We start from the raw sequence: 17,740 nt of genomic DNA on the forward strand, positions 1-17,740 counted from the left end.
ATATCCGCTGTCCAAACTCGTGTCGCCCGAATTCCTCGTCTCGATGCGGGGCATACCGCACTGCCTACGCCTACCCGTCCCTTCCACCACCGCAAATTACTTCGCATACCTGATCATAAAATCGAAAGCAGAAAGTAAGGCGCACACCATCACCGAAAGCCAGCTGTAACACCGGGCCCAGATCGAATCGATACGCAAGCCGCCTCATCTCCCGCCTTCTGCATCGCGCACTTATCGGGACATGATCGCTTCTCGTAGCGATCCCCGCACCGACCCGTTCCCCCTCGTCGCGCGCTACGAATCGCCCCCGTGTCCGCTCCGAGCGCTTCCGTACACTCGAAATCGCGCCATGCGGCGCCGGCGGCGTGCATCTTGCGTACGGCCGCGCCTGACGGGAGCCTTGCATGTTGTCGATCGACGGAATGGGTTTGGGGTTGAACTGGCAGCGTTTCCTGTCGCAAACGCTGGCCCCTGACCTCGCACCGAAACCGCCGCGCAATGCGGACGGTACGTCCAACGACGGCCCGAACAACGGTCCGGCCAACCCGGTCACCCCGACCACCACGCCGCCGATCCCCGTGCAGGCCGATCTCGGCACCGATCCGTCCAAGCCGACCAACCCCGAAATCGCGTCGGCCACCGCTCTGCTCCAGAGCATGGCCGATCAATATCGCGTGGCGCCGCCCGAGATCACGGTCGACAACGACACGACGCGCGCCGTCCAGGGTGTGATCCAGGACGCTCAGACCCGGTACGACAACGCTCAGCAAGCGCTGCAAGGCGCGCAGGGCGTGCTGCGGATGACGAACCGCGACCCCGACGCGACGCCCGACGAGCGCAAGGCCGCGCGCGACAACTACACGAAGGCGCGCGATGCGGCCGACACCGCGCAACGCGAACTCGACGTGACGACCGACGCCGGCTACCGGATCCTGTACGGCGAGCAGGCGAAAGCCGACCAGTACAGCGCCGACCCGACGAACGACAAAATCGAGGGGCCCGCGCAACAGCAGGCCGATGCGAAGCTCGCGGCGCTGCAAAAGCTGTTCCCCGACCAGACGAAGGCGAATCCGAACTTCGTCCCGCAGCAGGGCGATTGCAAGACGCCCGCCCAGGTCCAGGCCTACGACGACTGGCCATCGGCGACCTCGAGCGCGGTAACGGCTCAGGCGAAGTACTGGGCAGACGCCAGCAATGCGAATCTCGCCTATAAGCAGTTCCAGTCGTACATGGCCGATCCCGCGTACAAGGACGCGATCGATACCGGCGTCGGCAAGCTGAACGATGCGCTCGCGCCGCTGCAGTTGCAGGTGGATCTGCCCGATCCGCCGCCAGCCGATGCGAACGGCAACGTCGACATGAATGCCGTGCAGGCCAATATCGCGCAGGCCGCGAAGATCGCCAATTACTCGAACGCGGCCTATGCGGCGTCGCTCGACGCGCAGCAGGTCACGACGCTGCAGCAGAAGTACGACGCCGACAGCGCGTGCCTGATCGGCTCGACGCCCGGCGCGGCGAAAGACGACAAGGCCGCGCTCGATCGCGCGACCACGCAGGCGAACACGAGCGGCAGCTACATGCAGATGCTCGGCGCGCAGTTGACCGTCGACGACTTGCAAGGCAAGTACGACACCGCGAAATCGGCGTCCGACGACTGGCACACCGCGAATCCGCACTCGCTCGATCCGCATCCGACCGTCGACACCGACCTCGCCGCCGCGTCCGATGCACTCGCACAGGCGAAACAGAAGGCCAGCCTCGCGCACGACGGGTTCGTCGTCGCGTACGGTCAGACCCTCGCGCAGCAGTACGACGACGCCGGCGCGCAGATCGACGCGCAGCTCAAGCCAAAGGTGCCGTTCGTGCTGCAGAACCCGACGCCGACGCTGTCGACGAATCCGCCGCCGTCTGCAACGCCGCCGGCACCGTCGGCGCAACCGTCGCCGTCGCTGAGCACGTCGCTGCCGAGCACATCGAGCACGCCGGCACCATCGACGACGCAGACGCCGACATCGTCGTTGAGCACGTCGGCGCCGCCCGGCGCGCTGTCGACGTCGCTGCCGCCCACGACGCTGTTCACGAATCCGTCGTTCGTGCTGCAGCCGCCCGGCTCGAACACGTCCTTGCCGACCACCGCGACCGGCCAGACCGCGCTCGACGCGAAAAAGCTCCATGTCGTCGCGGGCGCGCTGCGCGCGGCCGACGGCCGGCTGTCCAACACGTTCAACGATGCGGCCGCGAAATTCCAGCTCGCGAACGCGAAGACGCAGCAAGGCGTGCTGAAGGGCAAGCTCGCCGACATACAGAAAACCTACGACGACTGGTACGCGAACAATCCGACGCCGGTGCGCATGCGCGAGGTGAACGGCGACGAGATTCCGATGCGCACGCCGCTGCGTCCGAATCCGTACCAGGACCAGCTCGACCAGGCGCGCAACGACCTGCAACAAGCCGACGCGACCGTCAACAAACTGCAGTTGCTGACCGAGATGTCGCATCAGCAGGTGCTGCTCGACCAGTTCGATGCGAGCCTCGCCGAGAACCTGCGCAATCCGCAAAGCCAGCATGACAAGGACGCGTATTCGAACGCGCTCGACGGCTTCTTCCGCGCGCACCAGGGCGAGCTGTCGCAATCGCTGCTCGATCAGGCCGGGGCGAGTACGAACAAGGCCGCGACGATCCATTTCGGCAAGCTGACCGACAACGAGCAGCGCAACCTGATCGGCACCGCGATCGGGCTGCCGCCCGACGTGCAGCCGTCGTCGGACACGGGCACGCCCACCGCGCCCGTCAACGACGACACGGTGCGCTACACCGACAAGGACAAGCTCGACACGATCGACAAGGTGCGCGGCGAAATCCTGAAGCTCGGCGGCGGCAGCGACACGCAGGTCAACGTCCTGCCGCTGATCTACTCGGACAAGACGGCCGGAATGGTGACGAGCGCGCTCTTCAAGGTCACCGACAGCAAGGGCCACGTCCAGTACGTCGACGACACGTCCGCGCATTACGACGACATCGGCGACTACCTCGACAACAACCAGCTTGCGTCGAGTGGCACGCTCGATCTCGTGACCGGCTACGACGACAACGGCCACGCGCAGTACCAGCAGAAGGCCGCGCATCACGACGACTGGTTCCATAGCGCGCTGAACACGCTGACCGGCGGCAAGGTGAACCTGGGGATGATGGGTCTCGGGCTGCTGATGGAAGGCGCCGGCGTGCTGCTCGACGCGACCGGCGTCGGCGCGTTCGCCGGCGGCGCGCTGAACTTCGCGGGCGCGGTGATGATGGACACGGCGATCGGTTCGAGCATGGCGAAATCCGCGCTCGATATCGGCTCGCGCTGGGAACACAACCAGAGCATCAATCCGTTCACCGACGCCGGCGCGCGCGGCGACTGGCTCAACCTCGTGCCGATGGGCGCGGCCGGCGCGGCGAAGTTCGCGGGCTCGGAAGTGTTCGGCAAGACGATCACCGCCCTCACCGGCTCGGCGAAGGCCGCGAAAGTGACCACCGCGATCGTGCGCGGCACGTCGCTCGCCACCGGCGTCGGCGCCGCGGGCGAAAGCTTCGTCGAAGCCGGTATCGACTTCGCGCACGGGGACAGCGAGCACGGCTGGGATGCGCTCAAGTCCGGCTTCACGAACGTCGCGCTGATGGGCGCGGGAGGCGTGCGGGACCGCGTGGTCAACGCGACGGTTCGCGTCACGGGCCGGCCGGTGGTCGCCCGCTCGGCGGGCGGCGAACGCATCTCGATCGACGGCCAGCAGCTGCAGAAAATCCTGACCAGGAACGAGCCGTCGCAACTTGCGTTCGGCGCGACGCGCGCGTCGCTCGACGGCGTCGACGTCAAGGTCGCGAAGGACGGTACGCTGATGGCGGGCGACAAGGTGCTCACCTACGACAACATGCCCGTGCGCGTGCTCGACTCGCTCAACAACAAGGACCTGAACAACCTGCCGCGCGGGACGTCGGTGATCCTCGGCGAGAACGGCGAACTGAGCATCGTCAAGCTGACCGGCAAGACCTGGACCGAAGGCACGAAGATCGAATCGGTCACGGAAACGGGCGACCGGCTGTCGTTCGGCAGCGACGGCGAAATCAATGCGCCGTCGAAGCTCGTCGCGAAAACGCCCGCCCCGGCGCGCAGCGACCCGCGACAGCCGGCAAGCGACGAGGCGCCGCCGGCCGACGGCGCGCCGCGAACCACGCCGGCCGACGAAGCCGCTGCGCGCGCCACCGAAGCGAACGACACGGCCACCGCGACCACGACCACGACCGCCAGCGCACGCAACGCGCAGCGCACGAGCGAAGCACGGACCACGCGTGACGAGGACCAGCAGGAAACGCGCGCATCCGATTCGCACGTCGCCGCGCAGAATCGCCGCAGCAGCGACCTGCGCGCGGAAAACGATCCGGCCGTCGCGCGGGCGCCCGGCGCACCGGGCGCAGGCGCGCTCGAAGCGCCGGCCAGCGTCGCGCCGCGCACGCCGGTCCGCGTGATCGACCTGACCGACGCCGATCCGGCCTCCCGGCCCGCGACGCTCGACCCGGCCGGCGTGTCGGTGCCGCGCGGCCCGTCGGTCGACGCGCTCGACTATGGCGAACACACGCTCTTCATCGTGCGGAACGGCGAGGACCCGGCAGCGGCCACGCCCGAGGCGGCGCGGCCGCGCGCGGTAAGCGCGCTGCCCGCCGACGTCGCGGAACCGATCGTCGTCATCGCCGATGCGGCGGACGCGCACGTCGCGCCCGAACTCGCGAATCGCTGGCAGCGGCCGGTATTCGCGGCCGCGCCGGACGCGCTGCACCCGGACGGCACGCTGCGCGCCGACGCGCCGCTCACGCGCTACCCGCCCGCTCCCGATGCAGCGACGGCAGGCGGCCGTGTCGTCGGCACGAGCGCGCAGGCGGCGCACGCCGATGCGACGGGCGTCATCGAAACCGAGCCGCCCGCGACGAATCCGGAAGCGCCCGCCACGCGCCGCGCGCCTCCGCCCGCGAACGACGACACCGTCGTCGTACTCGCAACGGCCCGGCGCAACGCCGCCGATCCCGACACGCACGCCGCCCTGCCGCAGCCGCCCGCTCGCACGGCGCGTGCGCTGGACGGCGCATTCAGTGCACCGAACCGCATCGTAGTGCTCGTCAAGCCGGCCGAACGATCCGCGTCGCAAGCGGCGAACGACGCGCGCGACGCATCCCGGCCGAAGCCGGCCCGCGATGCACGGGCCGACGCCCGCACGCTACCGGCCGCTGCGCACCCGGAAACCACCGAAGCGCCGCCGGACCCGGCGCTCGCCGGCCCGGGCCTGTTCACGCGGCTGCAAATGCGTTTCGGCGGCGCGCCGCTGCCGGACGCGGTCCACGCGCTCGCGCAGCAATCGGACACGCTCACGCAGCAGTTGCGGATGCTGAGCGATGCCGGCTGGCGCGTGAGCCTCGGCAAGCGCGGCGGCGGCAGCCGGATCGATCCGAAGCGGCGCCGCGTGACGATCGACGGCGGACTGCACGATTCGGGCAGCATCACGTACACGCTCGCGCACGAGGCCAAGCATGCGGTCGAGGCGATCGACGGCACGCTGGATTCGCTCGACTACAGCGGCCGCAGCCGCTTCACGCGCAAGGCGCTCGAAGCCGAAGCGCGCGCGCAGATCAACGCGTTCGAGGCACGCTACGAGATCGATCTCGCAGGCGGCGGCGACATCGCGGCGAACACGACGCTGCCCGACGCGCTCCAGCACGAGGCCGACCGCTGGACGCCGTCGAGCGACTATGCGGGCACGGTCGCACGGCTTGCCGACGCGTTCGCCGATGCGCCGGTGTCGGGCCGCCGCGGCGAGACGTACCAGGCCTTCTACGACGGCATCTGGGACAAGCAGAAACGCGGCGGCGGCGCCCCGCGCCGGATGCCGGCGCCGCACACGACCGAATCGTCCGGTGGCGCGCACCTGCCGCGCACGCTCGAGGAACAGGTGCAATGGAGCCTCGCGCACGCGGAGCCGATCTCGCCGTTCGCCGAACGCGGGCGCAACGAGCCGCAACAGATGACGCTGCGCTTCCTGGACGAACGCACGTCGTCGGGAATCGAAGAACCGGTGACGATCATCCGCGGCCGAACCGATGCCACTGGCCAGTTGCTCGACGCACAGGGCCGCCCCGCACGGCACGTCGACTTTTCGATCGCGCACTTCCTCGCCGGCACGTCGACCAGCGCCGGCAGCGGCTACGCGCTGGTCCTGGCTGCCGACAACGGCCACGCCGCCGCGGCATGGCTCACGAACACCTGGCAACGGCCGGTCTACGTGCCGGACGGCGGTACCATCCGCGCGTTCGACGCGGCCATGGGCGACCCGGGCAGCATGCGCGCGCAGGCGCGATTCGATTACGCACCCACATGGACCCGCTATGCGCCGTCGCCGCGCGAGCGAATCGACTACGGCGAACTCTCCGTCGACGCGAACGGCCTGCACGTCGCAGGCGCCCCGTCACGGCGGCTGGACCCGCAAGCGCTGATCGGTCCGTTCCTGGGGGCCGGTATCGAGAAGAGCGTGTTCGAACTCGGCAAGCGCAACGCGATCGGCCTGTACGACGTCGACCCCGCGCGGCCGCGCGACGGCCAGCTCGCGAATCATTACGACGCGCTCGATACCGAACGCAACGGACTCGACCTGCTGCGCCGCTACGGCATGCGCACGTTGACCATCGACGGCCCGTTCTCGGTCGGCAACCGGATCGGGATCCTCTACCATCCGCTCGCCGAGCTCAGCAGCCGCGCCGTCTCGCTCGGCGCGTTGCCGTCACGTGTCACGCACGAATCGATGCGACAGCTCGCGGAAATGCGCGAGATCGTCAAGCGCGATGGTCTGGTGTTCGATTTCCAGGGGCTGTTCGACGCGCGCGGCGACTTCTATTTCAGCGACCCGGCCACCGTATTCCGCACGGACGACCGCGAGGAAATCGACGCCACGCTCGAGGAAATCGACAACGTCATCGCGCCGCTCGAACGCGGCATCGACAACGGCAGCATCGTGCTCGCGCATCCCGCGATCGCCGAATCGCTGCCGGAAGGCGCATTCGTCCAGAAGCCGTCGCTCTTCACGCGCATCCGGATGTGGTTCGGCGGCGCGCCGCTACCCGATGCCGCCTATGCGCTCGCCGGCCAGTCGAGCCTGCTCGCCGACCAGATGCGGCTGCTGAAGTCGGATGGCTGGCAGATCGTGTGGGGCCGCGCGGGACGCGGCAGCCGCACCGAGGTCGACCAGCGCCGGATCGTGATCGACGGCGGCCTGCGCGGCACCGGCACGCTCGTCTATACGCTCGCGCACGAAGCCGGTCACGCGGCCGACGTGTCGAACGACCGGCTCGGGCTCGACACCAGCAGCCCGGAAGCGTACGTGCAAAGCACGCTGCTCGCCGAAGCACGCGCACAAGCCAACGCGTTCGCGGTGCGCAAGCAGATCCTCGAATCGACCGGCGTCGACATTGCCGAGCACGCGGTGCTTCCCGATGCGATCGCGCGCGAAGCCGATCATGTGATGCCGGGCGACGAAGCCGGCCTCGCGCGCCTCGCCGACGCATTCGGCAGCGCTCCCGTATCGGGCCGCGACGGCGAACGCTACGGTGCGTTCTATGGCCGCGCGTGGGACCGGCAGCAACAATCGGGCAGCGCATCGCCGAGCATGCCGGCGCCGCACACGACCGAATCGTCCGGCGGCAGCGGCGGCGCACGATTGCCGCGCACGCTCGACGAACAGGCGCAGTGGAGCCTCGCGCACGCGGACCGTGCATCGCCGTTTCCGCGCCGCTGGTTCGGCGGCGGCTCGCCGAAGCTGTCCTTCTCGCGCAACGGTCCGGTGTCCTATGCGAACGGCGAGCCGCTGACGCTCGTCCACGCGCGGACCGATGCGGCCGGCGGCCTGCTCGACGCACGCGGCCGCCCCGCCACGCCCGTCGACTATTCGATCGATCATCGCCACGCGTTCACGCCCGCACGGGCCGGCGCATCCATCGTCCTCGCGGGCGAAGGCGGCGCGGCACACGCCGCGTGGCTCGCGAACCTCGGGCAACGCACGATCTACGTGCCCGACAGCGGCACGGTCCGCACGCTCGGCGAGCCGCGCAGCGACGGCACGCAGCGCATGCAGTTCGGCGGCCCGAGCGCATGGACGCGCTACACGCCGTCGCCGCGCGAACGGATCGATGCGGGCGCGCTCGCCGTCGACGAGCACGGGCTGCACGTCGCCGGCGATCCGTCGCGGCGCATCGATCCCGACGCGCTGCTCGGCCCGTTCCTCGGCGCGGGCACCGCGAAGGCGGTATTCGAACTCGGCAAGCGCAATGCGATCGGCGTGTTCGACGCCAGCGGCGACAAGGCGCGCACGATGCTCGCCCACGAAAAGCGCGGGCTCGACCAGTTGACGCAGCTCGGCATGCGCACGGTCACGGTCGACGGGCCGTTCACCTACCACGGGCGCGTCGCGGTGCTGTACAGCCCGCTGGCCGAGCTCGGCAGCCTCGACGTGATGCAGGGCATCCTGCCGAAACGCGTGACGCGCGAATCGATGCGGCAGCTCGCCGCGATGCGCGAGCTTGCCGCGCGGCACGGCCTGTCGTTCGATTTCGAAGGTTTGTTCGATGCGAGCGGCGAGTTCTACTTCAGCGACCCTTCCGTCCTGATTCCGCATCCGGACCCGGCGACCAACCGCACGCCCGGAATGATCGATGCCGTCATCCAGCCGCTCGAACGCGGCATCGCCAATGGCCACGTCGAACTCGCGCACCCGCTGATCGGCGAGTCGCTGCCGGACGGTGCATTCGTCCAGAAGCCGTCGCTCTTCACGCGCATCCGGATGTGGTTCGGCGGTGCGCCGCTGCCCGATGCCGCCTATGCGCTGGCCGACCAGTCGAGCCTGCTCGCCGACCAACTGCGGCTGCTGAACCCCGGCCGCTGGGAGATCGTGCAAGGCCGCGCGGGCGCGGGTAGCAAGGTCGATGCCGAACGGCGCCGGATCGTGATCGACGGCGGCCTGCGCAACACCGGCACGATCGTCTACGTGCTCGCACACGAGGTCGGTCACGCGGTCGACGTGGCGACGAACCGGCTCGACCTCGACACCAGCAGCCCCGATGCGTACGCGGAAAGCGCGCTGCGCGCCGAGGCGCGCGCGCAGGCCAACGCATTTGCGGTGCGCAAGCAGATCCTCGCATCGACCGGCATCGACATCGCCGAGCACGCGGTGCTGCCCGACGCGATCGCGCGCGAAGCCGATCATGTGATGCCGGGCGACGCAGCCGGCCTCGCGCGCCTCGCCGACGCGTTCGGTAACGCACAGACGTCGCTGCCCGGCAACCCCGTCTACCGTGCGCTGTATCGCGCGCAGGCCGAGCAGGCGCTGCGCGACGGCGACGCCGGGCGAACCGGTGCGGCACCGCCGACGATGCCGTCGATGATGATGTGGCCGGTGCCGGACCCGTCGTCGTTCCTGCCGGCCGCCCCCGCGCTCACGCCCGAAGCGCGCGCGGCCGACTGGTTGGATGCGCACGGCAAACGCGACCTGAAGCGGATCGACGGCACACAGTTGGCCGACATCCGCGACCTCGCGCAATACGCGGGCCCCAACGCCCACGTGCTGATCGCGAAGCATGCCGACCGGCCGGCGGACGACGGCACGCATCCGCAACCCGAGTTCGTCGCGAGCCTGACCACCGATGCCCACGGCCAGCCCGGTCAGGTCGAATCGGCCGACCCCGGCGGCACGCCGTCGCACGACTTGCGCGACGCGCTCTATCCGGGCACACGCCCACGCAAGCGCAGCGGCAGCGAAACGCCGCATGAAGCACGCGCGAAATTCGACTTCTACCTGTCGCCCGTGCCGCTCGACGAGCTGCGGCAATTCGGCGGCGCGGCAAAGATCGAAGCCGTGGACTCGAAGCGCGTGTGGAATGCCGAGCCTTCCGGCGACGCGCCTGCGCAGGAGGTCGTCGAGCAGATCGGCGAACTCGCCGATGCACCGCAATTCAAGCGTCCCAAGGCGGCCGCGAAGGCCGCGGACGACAGCGCGACGATCTTCGCGGTAGACAGGAAGACCGGCAAGGTGCTCGGCTACGCCGTGCCCAAGCAAGGTGGGAGCGGCTGGACCTATCACGAGAAAACCTCGGTCGGCGACGCGTCGATCGGCGAGCAGGATCTCGGCACCGCCTTCCGGCGCCGCGCACGCGGCCTGCCCGACGGCCGGCGGGGCGTCGTGTTCGTGCCGACCTCGCTACCGGAATCGGTAGTGTCCCGCTATGGCGGCTTCGAGCCGGCCGAGCGGGTGTTGCCGATCGCCGAGCAAAAGCCGCCGTCGATGAAAACGAGCGACCGCGTACAGCGCCGGCTCGGCAAGATTCAGTCGAGAGGCAAGCCGCCCGCCGGCGCGACGCCGCTCGCCAACCGGTGGGTCGCGCCGAACCTGCTGCCGAAATCGGCCGACGACGTGCACGATTTCAGCGGCGCGAACACGCTGCATCTGCGGCGCGTGATCGATCTCGGCCAGGTCGGCCCCGAATACTTCATCTACGTCTACGGCACGGAAGGCGCGCTGATCGACACGCTGCACCAGCCGGACGGCATCCTCGCGACCCGCGACGGCACGCTGCAATGGTTCGACGATGCCGCGCATTTCGCCGACAAGAGCAAGCCAGGCGTCGACCTCGACAAGACGAAGATCGGCGGCGGTCCGGACGGCTCGGGCCGGCACTTTCTCGTGACGCGGCTCGACCCGGCGGAATTCGATGCGCGCACGCGGCCGACGCAGGTCGCGGCCTATGCGCTGAAACAAGCGGAACTCGACAAGCAGTTGCGGAAGGCCGCGGCGGAATCGTCCGCGCCGTTCGGAGTACTGGAGAGCCGCATCGCGGCCGAACTGACAGCCGCGAAGAACCAGCAGGCCATACTTGCCGGCGATCCGGCGTCCGGCACTGCGTCCGCCGGCCCCGCCGCGAAGCCGAAAAAGCCCGCGCGCGGCAAGGGCAAGAAAGGCAAGCAGAACACGCCGGCGGCGCCCGCCCCGGCCGCGTCGCCCGCGCCGCAGGCCGCGCCGGCCGGCAAACCGTTCAGCATCAAGACCTATCAGCCCGGCCTGACGAGCGCGACGGTCGCCGAATGGATCCTTCGCTTCGGCAAGGCGAAGGTCGATCACTGGTTCCCCGAGCACGAGCGCGTGAAGGCGTTCGCGGGCCGCACCGGCGAGCCGCTCGATCTCGGCACCACACGCCAGGTGATGATGGCCGACAGCGTGATGATGAAGGCGCTCGGCATCCCGTTGCGGCTCGCGCGCGATGCGTCGAGCATGCCGTGGCGCGGCCCGCTGTCGCGGCCCGACCATGCGGCGAACGTGGTGTCGCGCCATGCGAAGCGCGCGATCACCTATCTGTCGATCGCACGGGCCGCGGACCGGCATGCGCTGCAGGCCTATGGCCGCGCGAAACCCGAGATCCAGGATCGCCTCGCGCTGATGGCGCGCGGCTTCACGTTGCGCGACGATCCCGCCGAGATGCTCGCACTCGTGAAACGCTACGGCGGTGCGATGCCGGTGGTGTCGGTCGCGGTCGATCCGTATTCGCTGGCCGCCGCGCTCGGCCGCAAACACGACCCCGCCTTCATCCGCCGCGTGCGCGAACTCGGCAAGCTCGACAACGCGCAGTTCGACGAAGCGAACGCGCGAATCGACATCGACGGCACGGGCCGCCACCTCGAACTCGACGACCTCGGCCACCTGTACAAATGGCTCGACGCGGCGTCCGAAGGCGGCTTCGTGCTGCGTCTCGAAACCGCGCCGTCGCGCGCGCTCGTGTCGGCCGAGGACCAGCGCACGCTGGCGGGCACCAACGATGCGTACCACGACTACGTGCGCACGTTCGACGCGCTCGAAACGTGGGCGCGGCAACACACCGGCGCGACCGCGCCGCATGTGATGGTGACGTTCCACGGCTGGGACGCCGTGCTCGAACCGGCGCCGGGCGACGGCCACCTGAAGCTCGTCGAGGCCGTGCTCGAGCGCAAGGAACTCGACTGGGTTCATCTCGGGCTGTCGTATGCGACGCACGGCTCGGACTTCGTCGCGAACCAGGACCTGACCGCCGCACTCGCCCGCAAGCTCGTCGAATACAAGCTGCATGCGCCCGACAACCTCGCACGCCTGCATGGTGCCGACGCGCTCACGCGCGTGTTCGAACGGGTCGGCGCGCAGACGCTCGCGAACCAGCATCAGGTGCTGTTCGCCGAAGTCGAACGCGTCGGTCTTGCGAATGGGCTGAAGCCCGACCAGCTCGCGCAATTGCGCGCCGATCTGTACGAAGGGAACACGACGGCGCTGATGGACCGCGCACGGCAGGCAACGATCACTTATGCGAAGGAAAACTACTGGAATACCGCCGATCCCGCCAACCGGGCCGAAGCGCGCGCGCGCGATGCCGGCAAGCGCTGGCTGAGCCTGTACGGCAAGCCCGATACCGCACGCAAGATCGACGCGCATGCGAACCCGAATGCATCGAGCACCGCGTTCTGGCGCGCGGTGGCCGCCGATCCGAAACTCGCGATCGACGAAACCAAGCCCGTCATCGTGAACCGCGACATCGCCGCGCAGCCGAGCCACCAGCGCGGCAACCCGCAGGAGGCCGCGCTCGCGCAGCTCAACGCGCTGCGCGTTCACCGGCCGTCGTTCGGCAAGCGCGACTGGGCGTGGTCGCTGGGCTTCGGCGGCACGGTGGCCGGCGCCAGCTCGCTCGTGGCGCTGAACGTGTTCAATGGCATGACCGTGATGAGCTCGGATGCGCTGACCCACGCGAACACCGCGCTGTTCGTCGGCGCGCGCGCGGGCCGCGTATTCGGTGCGATGCACCAGGGCGCGGTGCAGAGCCTGCAGAGCGGCGACCCGCGCGCGGTGCACGACGTGCTCGACCGCCTGCAGCGCTCGCTCGCACAGCAGCTGACCGCGCCGGTGCACGGCTACAACCCGGCACGGCTCGAACAGCTCGACCTGCTCACGAACGAAACGCGCGTGAAGGCGAGCCACCTCGTCGAAATGCATCGGCAGGGGCTCATCGGCTTCGACGATGCGGCCGCGCAGATCAAGGAATTGTCGGTCGATCTGCTCGCGAACATGCAGGGCATGGTCGGCGGCACGTCGCTCACACAGCTGCATCACGGCAATTCCCGCCGGTTCCTCGGTCTCGTCGGGCGCGGCAGCGCGATCGTCGGCTATTCCGGGACGATCGCCGTCGGCGTGCACGGGCTCATGACCGCGCCGACCGTCGCGGGTGCGCTGACGACCGCGAGCGCGGGGCTCGCCGCGACGTATTCGGGCCTCGTCTATGCGGTCAGCGCGCACCGCGTGAACGCGGACAAGCGCAGCCGCGTCGTACGCCTGATCGATTCGACGTCGGATTTCGTCGGCGTCGCGAGCGGTATCGCAGGCACGATCGCGCAATACGACAAAGGGCACTACGGGCTCGCGGCAACGGCCGCGACGTCCACGGCAATGCTGCTCGGCGCGCGCCTGAACACCCATTTCCCGAACGCGACGCGCTGGGTCAAGAAATACCCGACCGCACTCATCCTCGTGCCGATCGGGATCTGGGGTTTCACGCAATTGCAGAGCCTGTTCTTCGGCCCGCCGTCGGGTGGCTCGGGATCGTCGCCGCACAAGCCGCAGTCGACGCCGGCGTCGCCGCCGCCGTCACACCAGCCGCCGCAGCCGACCGCCGGCACGCCGACGGCCGGCCTCGCGCCGGGCACGACCGCAACGCAGCCGCCCGGGACCGGCACGACGGGCAATACGGTGCCCGCGCAGCCCTCCGCGCAGCCGTCGCAGGCCGCGCAGCCGTACATCGTCGTGGCAGGAGATTCGCTGTGGGTGATCGCCGACGCGCATCGCCAGTCGCTGCTGGACGCGGCGCACGTGCCGCCGGACGACCGCAAGGCGATGACGCGCGACCAGCAGGATGCGCGCGCGCTGAACGAGATCTTGCAGTTGAATCCGGGCCTGGCGTCGGCGCCGAACATGCTGCGTGTCGGGCAGTCGATCAACGTCGGCTGATGCGCGCCAGCCCGCCGCTCAGCCGGTCCACGCGGACGACCGGATCACGCTGCAGAAGTTGCCCGCACGGAAATGCGGATCCTTGTCCGCGAGCACGTCGGCCTTCACGTTGCCGAACGTCGTGTCGGGCTTGTGCTTGATGCCGTCGTAGAACGCCTGAATGATGTCCTCCTTGAAATGCGGCGTGCGCGGATGCGCGCGCACGACCGCTTCCCGCTCGATATCGCTGTATTCCGGGTAAGTGAGGCCCAGCACGTCCATCTCGACGCCCGCCGTGACCAGCGCGACGACCGGATGCATGTGCTGCGGGATGCCAGGTGTGGTGTGCAAAGCGATCGCGGTCCACACGATATCGATGTCCTGTTGCGAAATCCCGTTGCCCTTCAGAAAGTCGCGCGCGGCATTCGCGCCGTCCACTTCGAAGCGCTCGCATGCGCTGCTGTGCCGGTGCGTGAGTCCCATGTCATGGAACATGCAGCCGCAATAGAGCAGCTCGGGGTCGTACTCGAGCCCGCGCCGCCGGCCCGCCAGCGCCGCGAAATAGAACACTCGGCTCGAATGGTGGAACAGCAGCTCGGACTCGGTATCGCGCACGAGCTCGGTGATCTCGCGCGTCAGACGCGTATCGGGAAGGGTGATGCCGGCAACGTTCACAGTCATGATCGACCTCCATGGAAGACATCCTCGATTTTCCGGATTCCGGTCGATGTCTCCTATGGACGTATCACGCCCGATCCTGCCATTTCGCGCGACGAACGGACACGGCGCCTGCACGGCGAAAGAAGCGCCCCTATACTGCTGCGCATCGTGTTCGATACCACATGCAATCGATCATGCCGAAGGTCGTGGGTATTTTCGCCGTTACGGGCGTTCAACTGCTCGACGTCTCCGCGCCGCTCGACGTGTTCGCGCAAGCAAACACCGAGTGCGGCAAGCCGTTCTACACGTTGCGGGTCATCGCGAGCGGGCCCGGGCCGATTTGCAGTTCGTCCGGCGCACGGGTGCTGCCCGACTGGATCGCGCCTGATGTCCCGGAACGCCTCGACACGCTGCTGGTCGCCGGCGCGCCGCACGCCGGCCGGATCGTATTGCGCACCGACGTCCTCGCGTGGCTGCGCTCGGCGGCCGTGCAAAGCAGGCGCTACGGCTCGATCTGCACCGGCGCGTTCCTCCTCGCGGCCACCGGCCTGTTGAAAGGACGCCACCTGACCACGCACTGGGCCGCCGCCGATGCACTCGCCAAAGCGTATCCGTCCGTCACCGTCGACGCCGACGCACTGTACGTACGCGACGGCAAGCTGCGCACCGGCGCCGGCGTCACGGCGGGGCTCGATCTCGCACTCGCACTGGTCGAGGAGGATCTCGGCCGCGAGATCGCGCGGCGCGTCGCCGCGCAACTGGTGATGTTCTTCAAGCGCCCGGGTGGGCAGCTCCAGTTCAGCCGCAACGGCGAGGCACGCCCCGCCGGGCGTTCCGTTCTGCAGGAAGTCCAGCGCTGGATCGCCGCCCACCCGGAACTCGAGCATTCGGTGGCCGGGATGGCGAAGCATGCGGGCATGAGCCCGCGCCATTTCGCGCGACTGTTCCGCGCGGAAGTCGGCATGACGCCGGCAGCATGGGTCGAGGCGACCCGCATCTCGGCCGCGCGCCAGCTACTCGAGAACGGCCACGACACGCCGAAGCAGGTCGCCGCGAAATGCGGCTTCGCGAACGTCGATACGCTCAGGCGAGCGTTCACCCGGCACGTCGGCATTACCCCCGCCGAATACCGGAAGCGGCAGGCGACCCTGACTGCGTGATGCGGAACGCGCAATGCCGGCAGGCTCGCCGAAATAATTCGGAATGCGATTCAACCGTCCATTCCACTGCTGCTTCACCGATCGACCCTATCGTTCCCAGAAGGCCACGCGCCTGCTCCCTCGCGCCGGCAATCTTCAGATGAAATCCCATGCCGCGCGAATCGTTTACCCAGTTGCAATAATGATTCGCCGCAACGCGTATTTCCGACCGGTAACGCGATCGTTACGATGCAATCAACCGCTGAACGTCACGAGCGAAGCGAGAAATCAACAGAACCGGAGGTCACCATGAAGTCGTTCATCACCGCTGTCGTCGCCGCAACTGCCCTGTCCGCATCGTATGGCGCATTCGCCCAATCGAACCCGTCGGGCCAGCTGACGCGCGCCCAGGTGCGTGCGGAACTCGTCCAGCTCGAACGGGCCGGCTACAAGCCCGAAGTGTCCGATCAGTATTACCCGCGTGCGCTGCAGACCGCCCAGGCCCGCGTGACGAACGCCGATGAAGCCGGCTACGGCGCGCAAGCAGCCGCGAGCGCGCGTGCCGGCCGCGCGATCGCAGTCAAGCAGGAAGGCCGCGACTCGATCTATTTCGGCCAGTAAGCCGGATACGCGCCGGCATATTTCCTGCGTATTCCGATACGCACGCCGTACACGCGACACCCCGCTCCCGTTCATCGGGGCGGGGTGTTCGTTTTCCGGCCACCCGCTGCCTTTGCCGGCCGCGTGCCGCGCGGTGCCGTTCACGCAAGCGTCCGGTGTTTGCGCATAGAATGGCCGCGTGGTCGGTGTCGGCCAGCGCACATGCGAGCGGTACCTCGACGCCCGCTGGTCGGCCCGATATCGCACTCGGCGCATTTTTCGAAAAGGAGCGGTTTCATGTCTCAAACATCCGGTTCCATGATCACGTTTCGCCGCCCGGACGGCCAGGAACTGCAGGGCTATCTCGCCACGCCGGCACGGACCGAAGGCGCGCCCGCGGTCGTCGTCATCCAGGAATGGTGGGGGCTGAACGACCAGATCCGCGGCGTCGCGGATCGCCTCGCGCGCTGCGGCTACTTCGCGCTCGTGCCCGACCTGTATCGCGGCAAGTCGACGGTCGAGGAGGAGGAAGCGCACCACCTGATGACCGGCCTCGATTTCGGCGACGCCGCGTCGCAGGACATTCCGGGCGCGGTCGCGTACCTGAAGACGAAGGCGCCGCGCGTTGCGGTGACGGGCTTCTGCATGGGCGGCGCCCTCACGCTGCTGTCGCTGCAACATGCCGAAGCGGATGCCGGCGTCACGTGGTACGGGCTTCCCCCGCTCGACTACCTCGACCCGGCCAAGCTCAAGGTGCCGCTGATGGGCCACTGGGGCACGCAGGATGCGTTCTTCAAGATCGACCAGGTCGACGCACTGGAAAAGAAGCTCACCGATGCGAAGGTCGGCTTCGAATTCCATCGCTATCTCGCACACCATGCGTTCGCGAACGAAACGGCCGTAGGCCCCGGCCGCATCGCCGGCACGCAGTTCGATCCGGTGTGGTCGCAAATGGCGTGGGATCGCACGCTCACGTTCTTCGGCCGGACGCTTTGGACAAAGCCGGCGTAACGTAACGCCGCTCCCCGCGCGGCGACGGTACAAAAGAGCACGCCACGGATTTGCGTCCGTGGCGTGTTCGTTTTCACAACCGTTCGGTTCGATGAACGGACGCGGCTCTGCCGCTCCTGCCGTGCGTCGCGCTTACCCGTTCGTCACAATTGCCGACGCAGGCGCCGGAGCGGCCGCCTTGTCGTAATCAACCGGCGCATCCGGCGCGCGCGGCGCTTCGCCGGCGCGCTGGATCCAGCCGCCGCCGAGTGCGCGGTACAGGTCGAC

At 68.6% G+C, this 17,740-nt stretch carries 5 protein-coding genes; 4 read left to right on the forward strand and 1 reads right to left on the reverse strand.

Going from position 1 to position 17,740, the window contains the following annotated elements; all coding sequences use genetic code 11:
• Positions 1 to 404: 404 nt before the first annotated feature.
• Positions 405 to 14,084 carry an LWXIA domain-containing protein gene (locus WT24_RS17940; protein WP_060035302.1) on the forward strand — a complete coding sequence of 4,560 codons (13,680 nt, stop codon included), beginning with the start codon at positions 405 to 407 and terminating at the stop codon, positions 14,082 to 14,084.
• An 18-nt stretch (positions 14,085 to 14,102) separates the two neighbouring features.
• Here WT24_RS17940 and WT24_RS17945 read toward each other — a convergent pair whose 3' ends face one another.
• A complete protein-coding gene (locus WT24_RS17945) occupies positions 14,103 to 14,744 on the reverse strand; it encodes an HD domain-containing protein (protein WP_060035304.1) in 642 nt (213 codons plus the stop codon).
• A gap of 173 nt (positions 14,745 to 14,917) precedes the next feature.
• On the opposite strand from WT24_RS17945, the gene WT24_RS17950 reads away from it, so the two are divergent.
• The 3 genes from WT24_RS17950 to WT24_RS17960 all read left to right on the forward strand — a co-directional run bounded on the left by WT24_RS17950 (position 14,918) and on the right by WT24_RS17960 (position 17,473).
• The gene (locus WT24_RS17950) at positions 14,918 to 15,883 is read left to right on the forward strand and encodes a GlxA family transcriptional regulator (RefSeq protein ID WP_059503473.1); all 966 of its coding nucleotides are present in this window, start codon (positions 14,918 to 14,920) and stop codon (positions 15,881 to 15,883) included.
• Positions 15,884 to 16,171: 288 nt separating this feature from the next.
• Positions 16,172 to 16,483: a DUF4148 domain-containing protein gene (locus tag WT24_RS17955; RefSeq protein ID WP_060035306.1), complete on the forward strand. Its 312-nt coding sequence runs from the start codon at positions 16,172 to 16,174 to the stop codon at positions 16,481 to 16,483.
• A 276-nt stretch (positions 16,484 to 16,759) separates the two neighbouring features.
• The gene (locus WT24_RS17960; RefSeq protein WP_060035308.1) at positions 16,760 to 17,473 is read left to right on the forward strand and encodes a dienelactone hydrolase family protein; all 714 of its coding nucleotides are present in this window, start codon (positions 16,760 to 16,762) and stop codon (positions 17,471 to 17,473) included.
• Positions 17,474 to 17,740 lie beyond the last annotated feature (267 nt).

The organism is Burkholderia sp. MSMB1078WGS, assembly GCF_001528895.1.
GTDB lineage: Bacteria > Pseudomonadota > Gammaproteobacteria > Burkholderiales > Burkholderiaceae > Burkholderia.

What these genes read in the sequence shown, in the direction of transcription:
- WT24_RS17955 (WP_060035306.1), top strand. Translation starts at nt 16,172, where the DNA reads ATGAAGTCGTTCATCACCGCTGTCGTCGCCGCAACTGCCCTGTCCGCA.
- WT24_RS17940 (WP_060035302.1), top strand. Translation starts at nt 405, where the DNA reads ATGTTGTCGATCGACGGAATGGGTTTGGGGTTGAACTGGCAGCGTTTC.
- WT24_RS17945 (WP_060035304.1), bottom strand. Translation starts at nt 14,744, where the DNA reads ATGACTGTGAACGTTGCCGGCATCACCCTTCCCGATACGCGTCTGACG.
- WT24_RS17950 (WP_059503473.1), top strand. Translation starts at nt 14,918, where the DNA reads ATGCCGAAGGTCGTGGGTATTTTCGCCGTTACGGGCGTTCAACTGCTC.
- WT24_RS17960 (WP_060035308.1), top strand. Translation starts at nt 16,760, where the DNA reads ATGTCTCAAACATCCGGTTCCATGATCACGTTTCGCCGCCCGGACGGC.